This is a genomic window from Ensifer sp. 22521, from assembly GCF_052044795.1.
GTDB lineage: Bacteria > Pseudomonadota > Alphaproteobacteria > Rhizobiales > Rhizobiaceae > Ensifer.
The window spans coordinates 81,663-100,976 of record NZ_JBQENM010000016.1; the positions used below are offsets into that span (position 1 = coordinate 81,663).

The window sequence follows — 19,314 nt, forward strand, 5'->3', positions numbered from 1 at the left end:
TTGGCGCGGCGTGGGAGCCGCAAAGGCGAGGAGGCCTGCCGGAGTAGGCTGGCCTGTGCCCGCAAAATTAGGATAGACGACCGATGAAATGGAACATTTCCGACAAGCAGTTGGCCGGATTGCTGGACCAGATGACGCCTGAAGAAAAGGTGGCGCTGGTAAGCGGCCAGGGGTTGTGGCGCACAGCAACCAACTACCGTCTAAACATCCCGGAAATCCTCATGACTGACGGCACCTACGGTGTGCGCTATTCGATCGACCAGATCGAGGGTCCGCAGGATAGCGACAGCCAGCTTGCCTCGTTCCTCAGCGTCGTCAATGCGGACCCGTCGCGTGGCGTCGAGGGCGCCTTCGGCGCCACCCGTCCGGCCACTTGCTTTCCGAACGGCTCCTCCTTCGGTTGTTCCTGGGATGTTGATCTGGCCTACGAACTGGGCGAAGCGCTGGCGGTCGAATGTCAGGCGTTCGGCGTCCACATCCTGCTCGGCCCCGGCATTAATATCCGCCGCACGGCCCTGGCCGGTCGCTCCTACGAATATTATGGCGAAGACCCGGTCGTTTCCGGCGATATTGCCGCCGCCGTCATCAACGGCATGCAGGACAACGGCGTAGGCGCATCGCTGAAGCACTTTGCTTGCAACAATTCTGAGGTGCAGCGCACCACGATGAGTTCGGATGTCGAGGAACGAGCGCTACGCGAAATCTACCTCAAAGGCTTCGAGCGGGCGATCCGCAAGAGCAATCCCTGGACGGTGATGAGTTCCTACAATCGCCTCAACGGCGTTCAGGCTGCCGAAAACCGTTGGCTGCTTACCGAGGTTTTGCGCGACGAATGGGGGTATGACGGCCTCGTCATGTCCGATTGGCACGGCATCAAGGACCGCCCCGCCTCGCTGAACGCCGGCAACGATCTTGACATGCCCGAAAGCGGCGCGCGCAAGCAGGAACTGCTGGATGCCGTAAAGGATGGCCGCGTGTCGATGGAAGCGCTCGACGAGGCTTGCCAGCGCGTCCTTAAGCTGGTGCGCACGGCCCACAATGGGGCCCGCGACGATGTGACGGTGGATTACAGAAAGCATCATGCACTGGCGCGGCGCATGGCCGCGGAATCGACCGTCCTGCTGAAGAACGAGGGCGGGCTGCTACCGCTGGACGGGGCAAAGCTGAAGCGCATCGTCGTGGTCGGCGCCGCTGCGAAGGAGCCGGTCATCCAAGGATCCGGCTGCGCCACCACCCGGCCGACCGATGTCGATGTTCCGCTTGACGAAATCCGCCGGCTGGCCCCCACCGCGGCTATCAGCTTCCATGGGGTAACCGATTTCGATGCCGGCTGCGCCACGGAACAGGCCGCGCTCGCCGATATCGACGCTGCCGATATCGTGCTCTTCTTCGGCAATACCGAAGTGGGCTATGACGGCGAAGGTTCGGACCGTGCCCATCTCAACCTGCATGACGGCCAGGACGAGTTGATAGACCGGCTGTCGCGTCGCAACGCCAAGATGGCCATCATTCTGGCAATCCCGGATGCGGTGGTCATGCCGTGGATCGGCCAGACGCCTGCGGTGATTTCCGCCTTCTTCGGCGGTCAGGGAGCGGGCCGCGCAGTGGCCGATATTTTGTTCGGCGTCCAAAATCCCTGCGGCAAGCTCACCGTCACTTTCCCGGTTCAACTTGAGGATACGCCCGGGTTCCTCAGCTATCCCGGCGAAAACAACCGTCATGTCTATAGCGAGGGAATCCATGTCGGTTACCGCTCCTATGACAAGCGCAAGCTCCAGCCGCTTTTCCCCTTCGGGTTCGGCCTCAGCTATACCAGCTTCGACTATGCCAATGTCGTGGCCGATCGTGAGCGAATCGATGCCGAAAGCACACTGACCGTTTCCGTCGACGTGACCAATACCGGCCCGGTCGCAGGCAAGGAGATCGTGCAGGTCTATGCCCGTCCTCATGCGCCGCGTCTTATTCGCCCGCTGCGGGAACTGAAGGGCTTCGCCAAGGTTGAGCTTCAACCCGGCGAAACGAAGCGCGTGTCCATTACCGTCGAGGCTCGCGATTTGCGCTACTACGACCCGGATTATCGCCGCTGGCTGCTAGATGTCGGCAAGTTCAGCATCGAGGTCGCCGCCTCCTCCCGCGACATTCGCGGCGAATGCGTGGTTGATGTCGATGCGGCAGCGCTGCCGCTCACCATCCTAAATGTCGAAAGCCAGCCCTCCATCGTGCTGGAGCAGGAATTCGCCCGCAAGCGCTTCGGCGCCTTCCTACAGGTCCAGCTCGACCTCGACGACGAGGAGACCGAGAAGATGCTGGAATATTGCGGCGGCTCCTTCCTCGGGATCTACAACACCGTGGCCTGGGTCGCGGGCGACAAGATCACCAAGAGCGACATGGCCACTCTTCTCGACAGCATCAACCGCGATCTGGGTGCTGCTCCCGGCAAGGCCGCCTGACATTTCCGGGGCGCAGAAAGCGGCGCCTCTCCATCCTGTCGAACCGGAACCGACAGCACGTTGCAGAAAAAGGGGAATGAAAATGAACGTGACACGCCTCTCTTCCACACTGACCCTATTCGGCTTGCTCGCGGTAGCCGGCGCAGCACATGCCCAGACGGTCGATGTCCAGCAGTACTGGACCAGCTCCAGTGAATCCAAGGCGATGAACGCCATCGCCGATGCTTACAAAGCGCGGGGCGGCAAATGGATCGACAGCCCGTCGGCCGATTTCGACTCTGCCATAGCTGCCGCCACCAGCCGTATCGCCGGCGGGGAGCCGCCCTCCGCCGTCCTGATGACGCCGAACGCGGCACTGCGCGACCTTGCCGCAGCGGGCCAGCTTCGCGATTTCAACGATCTGGCAGAAACCGGCGGCTGGCAGAAGCTGATGGCACCCCTGATCTGGGACAAGCTCAATGTAGACGGCAAGCTGGTCGCCTTGCCAGTGGGTATCCACGCAGATAACTGGATCTGGTATTCCAAGTCGCTGTTCAATGAATTAAAGCTTGAAGAACCGAAGAGCATTGACGATATGTTTGCGGCTGCAGACAAGCTCAAAGCCGCCGGCTACATCGCTTTTGCTGTCGGCGGCGAGCCGTGGCAAGAGGTCTCGATCCTCACCGATTTTATCCTTGCGCTGGGCGGACCGGACTATTGGAACGAACTGTTCGTCAAACGCGATCCGCAGGCGTTGAAATCTCCGATCCTGCCCAAGGCGTTCGAGCTATACCGCAAGGTTTCGACCTATGCTGATCCGGCAAGTCCCGGCCGTTCGTGGAATGACACGACCAATCTTGTCATCACCGGCAAGGCTGGCATGCAGTTCATGGGTGACTGGGCGCGCGGCGAATTTCTCGCGGGCGGGCTGACGGCCGGGAAGGAGTTCGGCTGCTTCCTGACGCCGAGCGAAAAGCCCGCTTATGCCGTGATCGTTGATATTTTCGCCTTCCCGGTTAACAGCGATGAGGACCGCATCAACGGCCAGACGCTGCTGGCAGAAACCGTGATGGACCCGGTCGTCCAAACGAAGATCGCCGCGGCCAAGGGTTCTGTTCCGTCCCGCCTCGACGTCGATACCAGTTCGCTTGACGCTTGTGCGGCCAAGGGGATCTCCATGCTCGCCAGGCCGGGGGAGGCGGTCAACTCCGCCTATGTCGCCCTTGCGGGAGACCTGAACGGCCAGTTGACCGATCTCGCCACGCAATTCTGGACCGACCCGACGATGCCGACTGAGGCGGCGATCGAGACCCTGAGTGGCATCCTCCAAAGCCAATAATATTTGAGAAGGGCGGCGCCTCGCCGCCCATGAGGGTTTCGGGAGACCTCGGAATGAGAAGCTGGCTCAACCGGCAGGCCTTCAGGCCAGATATCACCGTGGCGGTGTTCTTCGCCGCTATCGCGATATTTTTTTACGGCTCGATTTTCTGGACGTTTTACATGTCGATGACGCGGTCGACACTGGTGCCGAGCTACGAGATCATTGGTTTTGGCCAATACGTAAAGCTATTCGCCAACCAGCGTTGGCTCGTTTCCTGCGTCAACATGGTGATTTTTGGTGTACTCTACATCGTTGGTACGCTAGCCTTCGGCATGCTGCTGGCGGTTCTGGCGGATCGCCGCATCAGCGCTGAATCGTTGTTCCGCACCATTTTCCTCTATCCGCTGGCTGTGTCGCTGATCGTCACCGGCCTGTCCTGGCGCTGGCTGCTCGATCCGTCCAACGGGTTGCAGGCGCTGATGCACTCCATCGGCTGGCAAAGCTTCACCTTCGACTGGCTGGTGCGCCCCGACCGCGCCCTCTACACGCTGGTGATCGCCAGCATCTGGCATTCCGCCGGTCTCATCATGGTCATCGTTCTCGCCGGCCTGCGCGGCATCGACACCGATCTGTGGAAGGCGATCCGAATGGAGGGCATTCCGCTGTGGCGGGCCTATCTCCAGGTAATCTTTCCCGGCATGCGTCCGGTCATCGCCTCCTGCGTCGTGCTTCTGATGTCGGAAGTCATCCGCGGATACGATCTCGTTATCGCCATGACCAAGGGCGGTCCCGGCATTTCGACTGAAATGCCCGCGAAATTCGCCGTCGATTTCTATTTCGCCCGCGTCAATCTAGGGCTCGCGTCGGCAGCGTCGATTATGATGTTGTTGCTCTCGCTGCTGCTGCTTGCGCCGTATTTCTACAGCGAATTCCGGAGGCGTACATGATCGCGCTGGCCCAGTCCAAACCGTTCGCGCCACGCGCCGCGCGCATCGGCCTTTATACCTTCCTCGTCGTCTCTGCGATCTTCTTCCTCATGCCGCTGCTGCTCGTGTTGATGAATTCGCTGAAGCCGATCGAGGAGATCCGCCAGGGCAACCTCCTGACCCTTCCGTTCGCACCGAGCTTCGATGCCTGGGTGACCGCATGGAAGAGCGCCTGCACCGGCCTCGATTGCGAAGGCGTGCGCCCCGGTGTGTGGAACTCGATCAAGATCACCATCCCCGCCGTCATCATTTCGACGCTGGCGGGAGCGCTGAACGGTTACGCGCTGGCGCAATGGAAATCGCGCCATGCGAATATCACAATGCTGCTGGTGACAGTAGGCTTGTTCATTCCCTACCAGGCCATGCTCTATCCGACGGTGAAGATCCTCAGCAATATCGGGCTGTTTCGCACCTATGCCGGCATCGTCTTCGTGCATGTCATCTATGGCCTGCCCTATACGACGCTGCTGTTTCGCAATTTCTATGTCGGCGTGCCGGATGAAATCAGCCGGGCGGCCCGCATGGAAGGCGCCAGCTTCCTGCGCACCTTCTGGTCGATCATCCTGCCGATTTCGACCAATATTCTCGTTGTGGTGGCGATCCTGCAGTTCACCGGCATCTGGAACGACTATCTGCTCGGCCTGATCTTCGCCGGCAACGACAATCTGCCGATGACGGTGCAACTGACCAACATCGTCAATAATGCCCGTGGCGCGGCCAATCCCAATGTCAACATGGCCGCCGCCCTCATCACCGCCATACCGACGCTCGTCGTCTATTTCCTCTCCGGCCGTTATTTCGTCCGCGGCATCGCCGCCGGCGCCGTCAAGGGTTGATCCATGTCCAGCATTTCCCTCCGCCAAATCAAGAAATCCTATGCCGGCCTCGACATCCTCAAATCCGTCGACATGGACATCGAGAAGGGCGAGTTCGTCGTCATCCTCGGCCCTTCTGGCTGCGGCAAGTCCACGCTGCTCAACGTGATCGCCGGCCTGGACGATTGCGACGCCGGACAGATCGTCATTGACGGCAGGGACGTCGTCGGCCTGGAGCCTAGCGAGCGGGGCCTCGCAATGGTGTTCCAATCCTATGCTCTCTTCCCGGCCATGACGGTGCGGCGCAACCTCTCCTTCGGCATGCAGATCTCCGGCACCCCCAAGGTTGAGATCGCGCAAAAGGTTGACTGGGTGGCGAAGCTCTTGCAGATCGAACCGCTGCTGGAGCGCAAGCCTGGCCAGCTGTCGGGCGGACAGCGCCAGCGTGTGGCGATCGGCAGGGCCCTGGTGCGTTCCTCATCGATCTGCCTGTTCGATGAACCGCTTTCAAACCTAGACGCCAAGCTGCGCGCCGAAACCCGCGTCGAACTCAAGCAACTCCACGAAAAGCTAAAGTCCACTATGATCTATGTCACCCATGACCAGATCGAGGCCATGACCATGGCTGACCGTGTGGCCGTCATGTACAAGGGGCAGGTCGAGCAATTCGCCCATCCGCAGGCCATTTATGAGAAACCGGCCAGCCTGTTCGTCGCCGGCTTCGTCGGGTCACCTTCCATGAACTTCCTGAATGGCCGGCTGGATAGCGAGGCGAGCTTCGTTACGGACAATACCCAAATCGATGTCTCCGAGTACAAATTTGAAAATGCTACGAATCTGGCCGAAACGGTGTTAGGCGTGCGCTGCGAGGATATAAGCGTCGTTGATCGCGGCGCGCCGGGCAGCCTGCCGGCGACCTTGTCCTTCATAGAATTGCTCGGCGCGGATGCCCTTGGCTGGTTCGATTGCTTTGGCAAGCGCTTCAGCGTGCGTCTCGCCGTAGCATCGGCGCGCACAACGCCGAAGGAGGTTGGATTGAAGCTCGATATCGCCAAAGCGTCACTTTTCTCCGTCGCGAACCAACGACGTCTTTGAGCGCGCCGATGCGTCGCCAAGATAACTCATAGCAAGTTTGCAAAACGCATTGCAGGTCGACGCTTGCGGGCCTGCGTCCCTTTGGCACCCAGGCGGCTGCCGAAAGCCCGGCTCCAGTGTGGGCCGACGATTGGGTCAACTCCGACGCTGACGCGTGCTGGAGTTCCTAACGTGATTGGGATGGATATCTACCGAGGCAAACAATTTTCCACAGCCTCGACAGTTCGTATTCCAAGCTCCGGCGAAGAAGGTTTACTGGAAGAGCTCATTTATGTGGGAAAGCGTGGTGGCGTCTCTCGACTTTGAAGTCAGTGATTGCATCCGTTCGCATTGAAAAAGAGCCGCTATTCGTTATTTACGCAAAACGCCACCTGCCGCTTCAACGGCATGTGGGGTATCAACATCGATAAGCGCGCCATCACCGATCTCAACATCGATGACGGGCAGGGTGGAAGCGCGAATAAGCTCTCTCGCGCCCTTGTCACCGTTAGATCGCCAGTCGAGAAGCCGCAACATCGGAATGTCTTGAGGCGGTCGATGCGGCCTTCGACCAAACTTGTGCTGCGAGGATGGGAAACGGTGCGTTTCGATTGCTCGTCAGCGCTGCGCCTGTTCCCCTTCGTCAGAGTGTCTAATATTAAACATATCCCATTTTGGGCGATCAAAGGCTACTCTGCAACAGTCGGAAGCCCACCGATACCGACTCCGCGACGCTCACCTACGCGCAATTGCACGAGAGAGCACTTCGCCTAGCCGGCGCGTTGCGATCTATGGGCCTCCAGACCCATGTTTTTGTCTCCCGGCGAAACGGCTTGATCGGTTGCGCCGCATTCCCGGGCAGGTGAGGCATGATCCCTGCGACAAAATGGCTAAGAGTGGAAGTTCGTCCGGCCGCAAATGGTTCGATGCACAGTTCTTGCTTCTGCTGTCCGGCATCGACTGGACAAGATCAAGCAAAACCCGGTAACAGGGCAATGAAAATGGCGCAATTCGATCGTTGCGCAATATCGCAGATGCCTGGCGGAAGGAATTCTTTGCCTTCACTTTCCTCGACGGAAAGAATGTGTTCACGGGTTTTAACGCCGCCCGTTTCGCTCACGACATTAATTCAACAGGAGAATTTCGTTGGATACCGTCACCATCGACCAGGTCGGCACTCAGATTGATCCCACAGCGCCGATGATCGACCCGTTCGGACGCGCCGTCACCTATCTCAGGGTTTCGGTGACGGATCGCTGCGACTTCCGCTGCACCTATTGCATGGCGGAAAACATGACCTTTCTGCCGAAGAAGGATCTTCTGACGCTGGAGGAATTGAACCGGCTCTGTTCCGCCTTCATCGCCAAGGGTGTGCGCAAGCTGCGCCTGACTGGCGGCGAACCGCTGGTGCGCAAGAATGTCATGTTGCTGGTTCGCGAGCTTGGCAAGCACGTCCATTCGGGCACTCTCGATGAACTGACCCTGACCACCAACGGATCGCAGCTGTCGCGCTTTGCCTCTGAACTCGCCGATTGCGGCGTTTGGCGCATCAATGTCTCGCTCGACACGCTCAATCCCGACAAGTTCAGGCAGATCACCCGCTGGGGCGAATTGTCGAAGGTGATGGAAGGCATCGACGCGGCGCAGACGGCCGGCATCAGGGTCAAGATCAACGCCGTCGCGCTGAAGGGCTTCAACGATACCGAGATCCCCGACATGCTGCGCTGGGCGCATGGGCGCGGAATGGACCTGACGCTGATCGAAACCATGCCGATGGGAGAGATCGACGAGAATCGCACCGACCACTACCTGCCACTGTCGGAAATGCGTGATCGCCTCGCCCGCGAGTTCACCCTTTCGGACCTCACCTACAAGACCGGCGGCCCCGCCCGTTATCTGAGTGTCTCTGAGACCGGCGGGCGGCTTGGGTTGATCACGCCGATGACCCATAATTTTTGCGAGAGCTGCAACCGCGTCCGCCTCACGTGTACCGGCACGCTTTACATGTGCCTCGGTCAGAATGACGACGCCGACCTGCGGACGGCGCTCAGGGCTTCCGACGACGACGCATATCTATCGCGCGTCATCGAAGAGGCGATCACCCGCAAGCCCAAGGGCCACGACTTCATCATCGACCGCACCCGCAACATACCCGCCGTTGCCCGCCACATGAGCGTCACTGGCGGCTGAGCTTAGCACAGCCAGGAAACCAGCGTTGAACCGCCCTCGCCGCAATTTGACCGGCGCTGGAAACGCCGGACTATAAACAGGCAGGCGAAAATCTACCACACATGCTCTCCCGGTCACGTAGGCCGCTCTTCGCGCTCACGATAAACGTGTTGCCGGATTCGGGGAGAGATTTCTGCAGGGCAAAGGCAGGCAGTGTTGTCGCGCCAAACGCCATGCTTGGGCAGGTAGCCTTGCATCTGTTACCGGGTAAGAGGTGCAGCTGCCAACAGCGGGCGCTCCGGCACTTTCCCCGCCGTCGCTGTCAGCATCAAACGAGTTTGAAATTTGACCCATACCCTGCGAAACCATTGCCAATTACAAATGGAGGCTTGTCGAGCAGAAGAATTATTCCGAAGATGAATGACCACGATCATCGATGATTTCACGTTGGCAGATAGAATTGGCGCCAGGGAAAAACATATCGAATAAATCTCTATATATCGTACGTTTAGTTGAATTGTTGCTCTCTGTGCTCTTTTGTATTGAGTTCAGCTAGCTTGCGCAAAAAATAAAACTACGAATAAATATGTTGCAAGCTATCGCAACATTGCTAGGCTGGTGGCGCAGCTGCTTCGACAACAGCGAAGGCTCCACCTCGATTGAGTGTCCTACCATCGAGTGGTGATCTCCATCAGCCGGGGCGTCCTCTTCACCTTAGAGGACGCGTGTAGTTGGCGTCAGCCGTGATGGCGCCAACTACACGGGGCAGGGTGCGTCAAGCGGTGGGGCATTCAAATACCTGTCTCGTCTGGGACGGGCTTCATTTGCAGACAGATCCTATTAATGCACGCGGCAACGGTGGGGTTTTATGCAGCTGATTTGAGCGGCAAACCGTGGGAGGTTGCATGGCACGTGATCCGCGATACGACGTACTCTTTGAGCCCGTAAAAATTGGACCTAAGACGACAAAAAATCGTTTCTACCAAGTTCCGCACTGTACAGCGCTTGGTACTTTTTCTCCGCACGCGACAGCAAAGTTCAGAGAAATCAAAGCAGAGGGCGGTTGGGGTGTCGTAAACACTGAATTGTGTATGATCCATCCTTCCTCGGATTCATCCCCGAGCGGTGGTGAGCGGCTTTGGTCGGATGATGATAAGCCCGGACTTCGGCTTATGGTATAGGCGGTTCAAAAGCACGGGGCGCTTGCAGGGTGCGAGTTGACCCATCAGGGTGCGCTTGCCGGAAACCGAATGTCCCGAGAGCGCCCGATGTCTGCCTCACCCAGGCCTGCAATGGATGTACCGGCTGTCGTCCGGCAGATGGATAAGCAGGATATTAGCGACGTTAGAAGATGGCATCGCGCTGCTGCCCGGCGCGCACGCGAAATCGGATTCGACATCGTGTACGTCTACGCGAGCCACATGATGGGATTGCCCGGCGATTTTATCACGGAACGTGTCAATCGGCGAACCGATGAATACGGTGGAGTTATTGCCAATCGCGCCCGACTGTTGCGTGAGTTGATTGAGGATACCAAAGAAGAAATTGGATCCGACTGTGCAGTTGCGGTCCGCTTTGGTGTTGATGAGGGCCTTGGCGATGCGGGCTACACCTGCAGTGGAGACGGTCGACGGGTCGTCGAAATGCTGGCCGAACTGCCTGACCTTTGGGACGTTAACATTCAGAACATCAATCTCGATGTAATGACCGCGCGATTCGCCGATGAGGGATGGCAGGAACCGTTTACCGCCTTTGTGAAACAAGTAACATCTAAGCCCGTGGTTGCCGTCGGGCGTTATACGTCACCAGATCGGATGGTGTCGCTCATCAAGAAGGGTTTGGTCGATCTGATCGGAGCGGCACGCCCGTCGATTGCAGATCCCTTTCTCCCGAAAAAGATTGAAGAAGGTCGTATCGACGATATTCGTGAATGCATAGGCTGCAATACGTGCCTGTCCATGCAATACATGGGTGGTGGGATCCGTTGCACGCAAAATCCAACAACGGGGGAAGAATGGCGGCGAGGTTGGCATCCCGAACGCGTTCCGGGAAAGGGGTCTGATGCACGCGTGCTTGTTGTTGGCGGGGGTCCAGCAGGACTTGAGGCGGCTCTAACACTTGGACGGCGCGGCTATTCTGTTGCGCTCTCTGAGAGAAACACTTTCCTTGGAGGTCGATCGGTGCTCGAATCGACACTACCAGGTTTATCAACGTATCGGCGCGTAGCAGATTATCGAATCGGTCAGATCAACAAGTTTCCAAATATCGATGTCTACCTCGGAAGTGAAATTCAATGTTCCGATGTAGGCGATTTTGACTTTTCAACAATACTCATCGCAACTGGAGCAAGGTGGGACCGGGACGGAATCGGCAAGGCAAACCGTTTTCCGGTCAAGGGTTGGGACCAGGGACACGTCATCACTCCCGATGACGTCCTTGCGGGCCAGACGATTACAGGGCCGGTTGTTATCTATGATGATGAAGGCTACTATCTAGGAGGAGTTATCGCTGAAAAGCTCTCCAAGCAAGGTCTGGAGGTTACGATCCTTACCCCCGATCCAGAACCCTCTCCGTTACTTAAATATACGTCCGAGCGCGAGGTCGTCCACCAAGCTTTGCTCAGCTTGGGTGTGAAGCTCGTCACGGCTAGACGTCTAGTCGAGGTCGGCACCGACGAGGTAGAAGCCCATTGCATCTACACCGGGAAAGAAATCCGGTTGCCTGCCACGACGGTGGTAATGATCTGTCTACGCTCACCGAACGACGGTCTACTTCGTGATTTGCGAAAGACAGTTGCAGACAACCGGCTGAACTTCACCGTCCATGCGGTCGGCGACTGCTATGCGCCAGGCACAATCGCAGATGCGGTTCATTCAGGACATCGGTTCGGTCGAGAAATTGACCAAAGGCCAATCGGCGACATTAATTATTTGATCGAGCGACCTTTGGTACGAGAAGCGAATAACTGGGACCAATTCGGTGGTACGCGCTGACCCTTGACCTGAGCCCCCACTGCCGTTGTCCACCCTGATCGTCTTCGGATAGCCGGTCTTCCGGCAGATGCCCTCCAGGGTCTGGACCACATGCTCGCCTCTGTAGGTGAAGCGGACGTCGGCTGCGGGGCAATAGCGCGAGTGCGTGTCGACCACGGCGAGGATGCGTAGCTTCTTGCCGGTCGCGAGCAGGTCGTGGACGAAGTCCATCGCCCAGACGTCGTTCGGGCCGGCGGCTTCCTGACGATTTTCCCGGAGCTTTGCCTTCCTGGCGCTTGGGGTGCTTGTTACGCAGCTGAAGGCCTAACTCACTGTAATCCTGCGTGTGTTCTTCATGTTGATCTTCCCACCATCGCGGCGCAAGTGAACATGGACCCGCCGGTAGCCATACCGCACGCGTGTCTCGCAAATCTCCTTGATGCGTCTTTCGAGTGGGCCTGTCCGGTGCGGCGGGACTTGTAGTGGTAGGTCGACGTGTCGAACCTCAGGACCTTGCAGGCCCGTCGGATCGATATGCCCCAGTCCAACAGCATCCCGTCGATCAGCTTGCGCTTCCGGACAGGCCTCAGAGTCGCGGCCACATCACGTCCTGCTCCATCGCCGGCGCGTCAGCTCTCAGCCAAACTGTATGCCTCGTTCCAAGGCAACGCTGCTCTTTCGTCTGATTGGGAGGAGTTTTGATGCGCATAAGCAAGGCCTTGGGTCGTTTCATCCATGGCTACTTGTCGCACAATTTGAACGGAGGCGGTGGATGCCCCACCCAGCGGTCATGACGGTTCAGAACCAATCGGAGGGTACATTCATGACTGAGATGAGCATGCCGACAATCGACCCGGTGAAGGGTAACTTCCAAGTTTGCACGGCCGGGTTTCAATTGCGCCTTGTCAAAGTCGCCGTTGATCGTATTGCTGACTGATTAGCAGGCTTGCGTGGTTGCTATGGACGCGTGCACGACGTCGCATCATTGGGGTCGAGTGACGCAGCACACGGGCACGAGTCCGGTTGGTTCCGGCCGTCTAGGTGAAACCCTTGGTCAAGCGTCAGAGAACGACCGCTAAGACGCCGAAGCGATCGTGAAGGCGGCGCCACGGCCATCCATGCGGTTCTTCAGGAAAAGCGCCGCCACGAAGGGTTGTGCCGTCGCTTTCCGCGCCCACCAATGTCTGGTCCGGCAGAGTGCGCATTCAGATGAAGTCGGCCATTGGTTCCAAACGAGCCGGCCTATCGCGATTTCATTCTGGCCACCGTTCCGATCTGAAGCCGGCAAGCGTGAGAGTGCTGGAGGAAGCCTTAGCCGACGAGGCCAGGGTCCTACCCGCCGTTGTGCGAGAGATGGTCGCGATCTATTTGGACCAGATCGCGAGTTCACGAAAATTATCAATCAGCTGGCAGATGAACTTGAGATAACTCAGAAGACCGACATAGAGCTTTGCAGGCTCTGCGCCATCTTGGGAATCGGAGGGGGACCGCAGGTGCCGTCCCGGCTTTCACACCGGACCTCCACACGTTCGAAGGTGCCCGGGATCTGCCGATCGAGGTCGGGCAGCCTGCTCCACGTGTTCCAGGTCTTGCGTCAACTCCGTGGCAGCGCGACAACGCTGGTTCTGTCATGGTTCATATCCAGAAATGGCTTTCGAGCGACTGTGCCATTTCTGACCCGACCGCCAAGCCGCCGTGACCTGCGCTCTCCCGCGCCGGGCCAGCCATTGTTGGCGCCGTCGCATCCGGTGGTCCCTGCGCCTGATCCCCAGGTTCCGGCACCATGGCTTTGGTGATTGCCTCGTGGATGACGCTTTGACGATTGGTGCGGCAAAATAGCGCGGGTTTGCTTGACATCTCGCGGCAACCGTTCATATTCCCACTGCGAAACTAAGTTGCCTGGGGGGCAATTTCTTCTGGGGAGGAGAGCGCATGGTGTCGCATAGCGAAGGTGTGGATATACACCTTTCCCGCCGCATCGACAAAATGCACGCGCGGGATCGTGCCGGCCTTATTTCTTTTATCGTCGTGCTCTGGTGTACGATGTTGTTTGCCCTTTTCACGGTATGGCCCTTCATTTCGATCCCGGCCATCCGCATCATCCTTTCGATCTTCTGCGCGCTGGTTCTGCTTTTCAATTCCGCGGCCATTATCGCCATGCTTCGCCACTATGTCGAAGATAGGGAATTCATCTACGGGCTGGACCTAAGGCACCTCGATGAAATGCGCGCCCGCCGCCGGGAAGGAGCTAATCATGGCCTATAAACCGCCGCAACAGGGTCTCGCCGGGCAGATCTTCGACGTTCTGACGCTTCTCGTCCTGACCGTCGGTGCCCTTTACGTTCCCCTCTATCTCGGCCTCGCGGGTGCGGCGAAGACGCCGGCGCCCATCGAGAACCCGACATGGGAAGCGCTCGGCCAGAATGCCGGCGAGCAGGCCCAATGGGCGGCCCTCGGCTACACCGATCCGGCCAGCGTGAACGAGATGATCACGGCCCGCTTCGACTATTCGTTCAGCTGGTCGGCGCTCATCGTGATGGCGGTGCTGGTCATCGGCTACTTCCTCCTCGTCGTGAGGCTTTCCGACAAGGAGTATCGCGAGGTGATCGACGAGCGCTTCGGCCCGAACGGAAAAAGGTGAGCACATGGATCTCTGGAACATCCTGGAATATGCCGCCTGGGCGCTCTCGGCCGTGTTCGCGATCGCCATGCTCTACGATATGGCGCGCGTCGACACTACCTACGACAACGACCTGCTGACATCCTCCCGCGAGGGTGAAATCGAGGCCACCGCAGAGCGGCACGTCATCTAAAAGGGACAAGCGCATGTCGAAATCTCCAGCGACGGCCGGGCAACCGGAAAGACTGCAGCTGCTCCGCGTTCTCGGCCCTGCCCATATCTGGGCGCTCGGCGTGGGCATCGTTCTCGTTGGTGAATATATGGGCTGGAACTTTTCGGTGGGCAAAGGCGGCATGATTGCCGGCCTGGTCGCCTGCTGGGTCGCCGGCCTTCTCTATACCTGCGTCGCCATGATCGATTCGGAGGTGACGTCGACGGTTGCCGCGGCAGGCGGCCAGTATGCGCAGGCCAAGCATATCGTCGGGCCGCTCATGGCCTTCAATGTCGGCCTCTTTCTCGTCATGGCCTATACGATGCTCGAGGCCGGCAATGCCATTACGATCGGCTTCCTTCTCGATACGGTTGCCGGCCTGCAGGGGCATAGCGGGCTCAGCCAGCAGCCCTTCATCGTGCTGTCCATCATGTTCCTTGCCTGGTTGAACTACCGGGGCGTTCTGGCGACCTTGACGTTCAATCTCGTTATCACCGCCATCGCCTTCCTTGCGATCGTCGCTCTGTTCCTGGTCGTCCAGTTCGGCGGCTCGCAGGTGCCGCTCGATTTCTCGGCCGTGACGACGGATCCCCTGCCTTACGGCTGGGTGGGCATCGTTGCCGCCCTGCATTTCGGCCTCTGGTTCTATCTCGGTATCGAAGGCACCTGCCAGGCGGCCGAGGAAGTGCGCTCGCCGGCGCGTTCGCTGCCCTATGGCACCATGGCCGGGATCATGACGCTGCTGATCGCCGCGACCATGACCTGGTATGTCTGCTCCGGCCTCATTCCCTGGGAATATCTCGGCCAGGCCGGTACGCCGCTGTTCGACGCGGCACGCGTCACGGGCAATAGCGGCCTCATGGTGCTGCTCTTCATCGGCACGATGTTCTCGACGCTTGCGTCGGCGAACGGCTGCATCAATGATGCGTCCCGCGCCTGGTTCTCGATGGGACGCGACCGCTACCTGCCGATCTGGTTCGGCGCCGTCCATCCGCGCTATCGCACGCCCTACCGCTCGATCGTCTTCCTCGTCCCGATCGCGCTGATCTTCGCGCTTGGCGCGCCGCTCGACCAGGTCGTGACGTTCTCGATCCTGTCCGGTCTGCTGGGATACACGTTCATGACGTTCAACATGGTCATGTTCCGCAAGAAATGGCCGCTGGGCAGCATCAAGCGTGGTTATGTCCATCCGCTGCATCCGCTGCCGACGATCGTGCTGTTCCTGCTCTGCTCGACGGCCTATTTCGCGGTGTTCCTCGGCTACGGTACGCAGCTTATCGCGATGATCGGCTTCTACATCGTCGCCTCCCTCTGGTTCCATTTCCGCCGATACCGCTTCGTGCGCAGAGGGGATCAGTTCACCATGCCGTGGCCGCGCCCGAACGGCTACTGAGGCTGAGCAGGAGGCGGCTTCCATGGTCTGGCAGACAATCGTGATCCTGTGCATCGGATGCTTTTGCGTGCTCTGGGTGGCAAGCCGGGAGCAACGCAAGAGCATGACGCAAAGACGGGGCCTGCTCGACCAGGTGGGCGATCTTCTGGACGACGCGCGCTTCACCCATGCGGCCGACGGGCACCCGATCGTGCTCGGCCGCATGGCAGACGGCACGCCGGTCAAGCTGGAGGTGATCACGGACACGCTGATCACGCGCCGGCTTCCTCAATTGTGGCTGCGCGTGACGCTCTTCCAGGATCTGCCCGCGCTGCCGTCGCTTGGCCTTCTTGCACGGCCGACGGGCGCCGAGTTCTACTCCGTCGTGCATGATTTCACGGACTGGATCGCCCCGCCGCCATCGGACGTGCCAGCCCTCATGCGCGGCAATGCCGGGTCGGAGGATGCCTGCTGGGAGGGATTGCGACGCGGTATCGTCGGCTTCACCGCCGACAAGACGGTCAAGGAACTGGTCGTCGACGCCGATTTTGTCAGGATCGTCGTTCAGGCCGCGCAGGGCGAGCCGGCATCGCATCTCCTGTTGCGGCAGGCGCGGTTCTCGATCCAGGCGATTGCGGTGTCCGGCCTGCAAAAGGCGCTTGGCGTCGCCGTCGATCTGCGTGAGCTTGCCTCAGGCAGCACAATTCGCCAGGCAGGCTGAAGGAACGAACATGCGCAAGGCCATCAACCCGTATTCCGTACTCGCGGCCGCCGTACTCTTGCCCGGCGGCGGTCACGTGCTCCTGGGCGAAACCCGCCGCGGCCTCTGTTTTGCGCTTTTCGTGCTGATGTTCGCGATCCTGTCCTATCTCACGACGACGCCGGAACATTCCTTCATAGGCCGCCATGCCGGCGGCCTGTTCGTGTGGGCCTTGTCCATACCGGAGGCCTACAGGCGCGCGCGCTTGCGCATGGCCTGACAGTCAGCCCATGCGCTCGGACGCGAAACTTCCCGGACTCGGCGGGAAGACGACGGTGCGGCTGCCGTTCAAGAGCACGCGGTGATGGATGTGGGCATGGACGGCGCGGGCAAGGACCTGTGCCTCCACGTCGCGTCCGAGCGATACATAGTCCTCCGCGGACTGGGCGTGGGTGACGCGCACGGTGTCCTGTTCGATGATCGGACCTTCGTCGAGATCCGCCGTCACATAATGCGCGGTTGCACCGATCAGCTTCACGCCGCGCTGATAGGCCTGCTTGTAGGGATTGGCGCCCTTGAAGCTCGGCAGGAACGAGTGGTGGATGTTGATGATCCGGCCCGACATGCGCTGGCACATCTGATCGGACAGGACTTGCATGTAGCGCGCCAGCACGACGAGTTCCGTGCCGGTCGACTCCACGATGTCCATGATCCTTGCTTCCGCCTGCGGCTTGTTCTCCTTCGTCACGGGAATATGGTGGAAGGGAATGTCCTGATTGACCACCACTTTCTGGTAATCGAGATGGTTGGAGACCACGCCGACGAGATCGATGGGCAGGGCACCGATCCGTGAGCGATAGAGGAGATCGTTGAGGCAATGGCCGAAACGGGAAACCATCAGGAGCACCTTCATGCGCGTTTCCTGATTGTAAAGCTCCGTTTCCATCGAGAACCGATCGACAATCGGCTTCAGTGCCTCGCGCAAGTCCTCTTCCGTTTTTCCCTCCTCCGAAAGGAAGGAGATCCGCATGAAGAAACGGCCCGAGTTGAGATCGTCGAACTGTGAGCTGTCGACGATATTGCACGCCATATCCGCTAGGAAACCGGAAATCGCGGCTACGATGCCGCGCGTGGACGGGCAGGTGACAGTCAGGACGAAGGTCGTCAAATCGGATCTCCTCACGATGAGTGAAAGATCCCCGCGCCAGTCGACGCGGGGAAAGCGGCCACAAGGGTGGTACGGGGACTAGATATCGAGCGTTGTTGCGTGTTCCCAACTCGTGAATTGGGCACAATAGGTATTCCACTCGCTCGTCTTCAGCTTGAGGTAGGCGGCGGAAAACGCGGTGCCGAGTGCGGCCTGCAACGCCTCGTCCTTTTCGTATTCGCGCAGAGCGTCGAGCAGATTAAGCGGCAGCTTCGGTGCATTCGTGACCGTGTGGCCGTCACGGTACATGTCTATGTCGTGGTGCGGCCCCGGATCGGCGTTGGAACGGAGGCCGGATAGGCCAGCAGCAATGATGATCGCCTGGAGGAGATAGGGGTTTACCGCCCCGTCCGGCAGGCGCAGCTCGAAACGTCCGGGGCCGGGCACGCGCACCATATGCGTGCGGTTGTTACCGGTCCAGGTGACGGTGTTCGGCGCCCAGGTCGCGCCGGAAATCGTGCGTGGTGCGTTGATGCGTTTGTAGGAGTTGACGGTCGGATTGGTGATCGCCGCCAGCGCCGAGGCATGTTTCATGATGCCGCCGAGGAAGGTCTTTCCTTTGGCCGACAGCCCGAACGGCATGGCCTTGTCGGCAAAGGCATTCACTTTGCCATCGAGATCCCAGACGGAAATATGAGCGTGGCATCCGTTGCCGGTCTTGCCCTGAAACGGTTTGGGCATGAACGTCGCGCGAAGGCCGTGCTTTTCGGCGACCGACTTAACCATGAACTTGAAGAAGGAATGTTTGTCGGCGGTCTGGAGCACGTCGTCATATTCCCAGTTCATCTCGAACTGGCCGTTCGCATCCTCGTGGTCGTTCTGGTAGGGCTTCCAGCCGAGCTCCAGCATATAACCGCAGATCTCGGCGATGACGTCGTAGCGCCGCATCACCGCTTGCTGGTCATAGCAGGGTTTTTCGGCGGTATCGAATTCGTCGGAAATCATCGATCCGTCGGGTGAAATCAGAAAGAACTCGGGTTCCACACCGGTCTTGACGCGAAGACCTGCCTCGGCGGCTTCCGCAACGAGCCTCTTGAGCACGACACGCGGCGCCTGCTCGACCGGCTCGCCGTCCATCACGCAATCGGCTGCAACCCATGCAACGTCCTTCTTCCAGGGTAGCTGGATGACCGACGACGGATCCGGTACGGCGAAGAGATCGGGATGGGCGGGTGTCAGGTCGAGCCAGGTCGCAAAACCGGCGAAGCCCGCGCCCTCTTGTTGCATGTCGGCGATAGCTTCGGCCGGCACGAGCTTGGCCCGCTGGCTGCCGAAGAGATCGGTATAGCTGATCATGAAATATTTCACGCCGCGGTCCTTGGCGTAGGTGGCAAGATCGAGTGTCACTGTGTTCCCCTTTTGGATTTATCAGACACTTTTTCATGGAAACGGCCGCTGCCCGGCTTGGGAGTTTCAGGCGGCGGCCGGCGTGGCATTT

At 59.2% G+C, this 19,314-nt stretch carries 17 protein-coding genes and 2 pseudogenes; 14 read left to right on the forward strand and 5 right to left on the reverse strand.

The window, feature by feature from the left end; translation table 11 throughout:
- The first annotated feature begins 83 nt into the window (after positions 1 to 83).
- The 5 genes from ACTJKE_RS23260 to ACTJKE_RS23280 all read left to right on the forward strand — a co-directional run bounded on the left by ACTJKE_RS23260 (position 84) and on the right by ACTJKE_RS23280 (position 6,646).
- A complete protein-coding gene (locus tag ACTJKE_RS23260; protein WP_427142575.1) occupies positions 84 to 2,450 on the forward strand; it encodes a beta-glucosidase family protein in 2,367 nt (788 codons plus the stop codon).
- A 76-nt stretch (positions 2,451 to 2,526) separates the two neighbouring features.
- Positions 2,527 to 3,768, forward strand: coding sequence for an ABC transporter substrate-binding protein (locus tag ACTJKE_RS23265; protein ID WP_427142574.1), 1,242 nt, complete (start codon positions 2,527 to 2,529; stop codon positions 3,766 to 3,768).
- Positions 3,769 to 3,821: 53 nt separating this feature from the next.
- Positions 3,822 to 4,697, forward strand: coding sequence for a carbohydrate ABC transporter permease (locus ACTJKE_RS23270; protein ID WP_427142573.1), 876 nt, complete (start codon positions 3,822 to 3,824; stop codon positions 4,695 to 4,697).
- A 5-nt stretch (positions 4,698 to 4,702) separates the two neighbouring features.
- Positions 4,703 to 5,572: a carbohydrate ABC transporter permease gene (locus ACTJKE_RS23275; protein ID WP_024899969.1), complete on the forward strand. Its 870-nt coding sequence runs from the start codon at positions 4,703 to 4,705 to the stop codon at positions 5,570 to 5,572.
- Positions 5,573 to 5,575: 3 nt separating this feature from the next.
- The gene (locus ACTJKE_RS23280; protein ID WP_427142572.1) at positions 5,576 to 6,646 is read left to right on the forward strand and encodes an ABC transporter ATP-binding protein; all 1,071 of its coding nucleotides are present in this window, start codon (positions 5,576 to 5,578) and stop codon (positions 6,644 to 6,646) included.
- A gap of 351 nt (positions 6,647 to 6,997) precedes the next feature.
- Here the strand turns inward: ACTJKE_RS23280 and ACTJKE_RS23285 are convergent, their stop codons facing one another.
- Together ACTJKE_RS23285 and ACTJKE_RS23290 are read right to left on the reverse strand one after the other, a co-directional pair.
- Entirely contained in the window at positions 6,998 to 7,162 is a 165-nt protein-coding gene (locus tag ACTJKE_RS23285) for a hypothetical protein (RefSeq protein ID WP_427142571.1), read from the reverse strand.
- 433 nt (positions 7,163 to 7,595) lie between these two features.
- Entirely contained in the window at positions 7,596 to 7,745 is a 150-nt protein-coding gene (locus tag ACTJKE_RS23290; protein WP_161662585.1) for a hypothetical protein, read from the reverse strand.
- A gap of 26 nt (positions 7,746 to 7,771) precedes the next feature.
- Between ACTJKE_RS23290 and moaA the strand changes: the two genes are divergently transcribed.
- The 3 genes and pseudogenes from moaA (at position 7,772) to ACTJKE_RS23305 (ending at position 11,787) form a co-directional block, all read left to right on the forward strand.
- Positions 7,772 to 8,815 carry a GTP 3',8-cyclase MoaA gene (moaA, locus tag ACTJKE_RS23295; RefSeq protein WP_024899966.1) on the forward strand — a complete coding sequence of 348 codons (1,044 nt, stop codon included), beginning with the start codon at positions 7,772 to 7,774 and terminating at the stop codon, positions 8,813 to 8,815.
- Between the two features lie 884 nt (positions 8,816 to 9,699).
- Positions 9,700 to 10,701 (forward strand): annotated as a pseudogene (locus tag ACTJKE_RS23300) (oxidoreductase); the annotation flags it as partial.
- A gap of 60 nt (positions 10,702 to 10,761) precedes the next feature.
- Entirely contained in the window at positions 10,762 to 11,787 is a 1,026-nt protein-coding gene (locus ACTJKE_RS23305; RefSeq protein WP_440692582.1) for an FAD-dependent oxidoreductase, read from the forward strand.
- Between the two features lie 18 nt (positions 11,788 to 11,805).
- Here the strand turns inward: ACTJKE_RS23305 and ACTJKE_RS23310 are convergent.
- Positions 11,806 to 12,356 (reverse strand): annotated as a pseudogene (locus ACTJKE_RS23310) (DDE-type integrase/transposase/recombinase); the annotation flags it as partial.
- Between the two features lie 1,342 nt (positions 12,357 to 13,698).
- Here ACTJKE_RS23310 and ACTJKE_RS23315 point away from each other — a divergent pair.
- The 6 genes from ACTJKE_RS23315 to ACTJKE_RS23340 are packed head-to-tail and all read left to right on the forward strand — an operon-like array spanning position 13,699 to position 16,949.
- Positions 13,699 to 14,031, forward strand: a complete 333-nt coding sequence (locus ACTJKE_RS23315) for a hypothetical protein (RefSeq protein ID WP_427142570.1) — start codon at positions 13,699 to 13,701, stop codon at positions 14,029 to 14,031.
- Positions 14,021 to 14,407: a hypothetical protein gene (locus ACTJKE_RS23320; protein WP_243016904.1), complete on the forward strand. Its 387-nt coding sequence runs from the start codon at positions 14,021 to 14,023 to the stop codon at positions 14,405 to 14,407. The genes ACTJKE_RS23315 and ACTJKE_RS23320 overlap by 11 nt, the downstream gene beginning before the upstream one ends.
- A gap of 4 nt (positions 14,408 to 14,411) precedes the next feature.
- Positions 14,412 to 14,579, forward strand: a complete 168-nt coding sequence (locus tag ACTJKE_RS23325; protein WP_024899960.1) for a hypothetical protein — start codon at positions 14,412 to 14,414, stop codon at positions 14,577 to 14,579.
- A 13-nt stretch (positions 14,580 to 14,592) separates the two neighbouring features.
- The gene (locus tag ACTJKE_RS23330; RefSeq protein WP_024899959.1) at positions 14,593 to 15,990 is read left to right on the forward strand and encodes an APC family permease; all 1,398 of its coding nucleotides are present in this window, start codon (positions 14,593 to 14,595) and stop codon (positions 15,988 to 15,990) included.
- Positions 15,991 to 16,012: 22 nt separating this feature from the next.
- A complete protein-coding gene (locus ACTJKE_RS23335; protein ID WP_427142569.1) occupies positions 16,013 to 16,690 on the forward strand; it encodes a hypothetical protein in 678 nt (225 codons plus the stop codon).
- 10 nt (positions 16,691 to 16,700) lie between these two features.
- The gene (locus tag ACTJKE_RS23340; RefSeq protein ID WP_243016902.1) at positions 16,701 to 16,949 is read left to right on the forward strand and encodes a hypothetical protein; all 249 of its coding nucleotides are present in this window, start codon (positions 16,701 to 16,703) and stop codon (positions 16,947 to 16,949) included.
- Between the two features lie 3 nt (positions 16,950 to 16,952).
- Here the strand turns inward: ACTJKE_RS23340 and purU are convergent, their stop codons facing one another.
- Entirely contained in the window at positions 16,953 to 17,837 is an 885-nt protein-coding gene (gene purU / locus ACTJKE_RS23345; RefSeq protein ID WP_427142568.1) for a formyltetrahydrofolate deformylase, read from the reverse strand.
- A gap of 78 nt (positions 17,838 to 17,915) precedes the next feature.
- Positions 17,916 to 19,223, reverse strand: a complete 1,308-nt coding sequence (gene glnT, locus ACTJKE_RS23350; RefSeq protein ID WP_427142567.1) for a type III glutamate--ammonia ligase — start codon at positions 19,221 to 19,223, stop codon at positions 17,916 to 17,918.
- Positions 19,224 to 19,314: the final 91 nt, after the last annotated feature.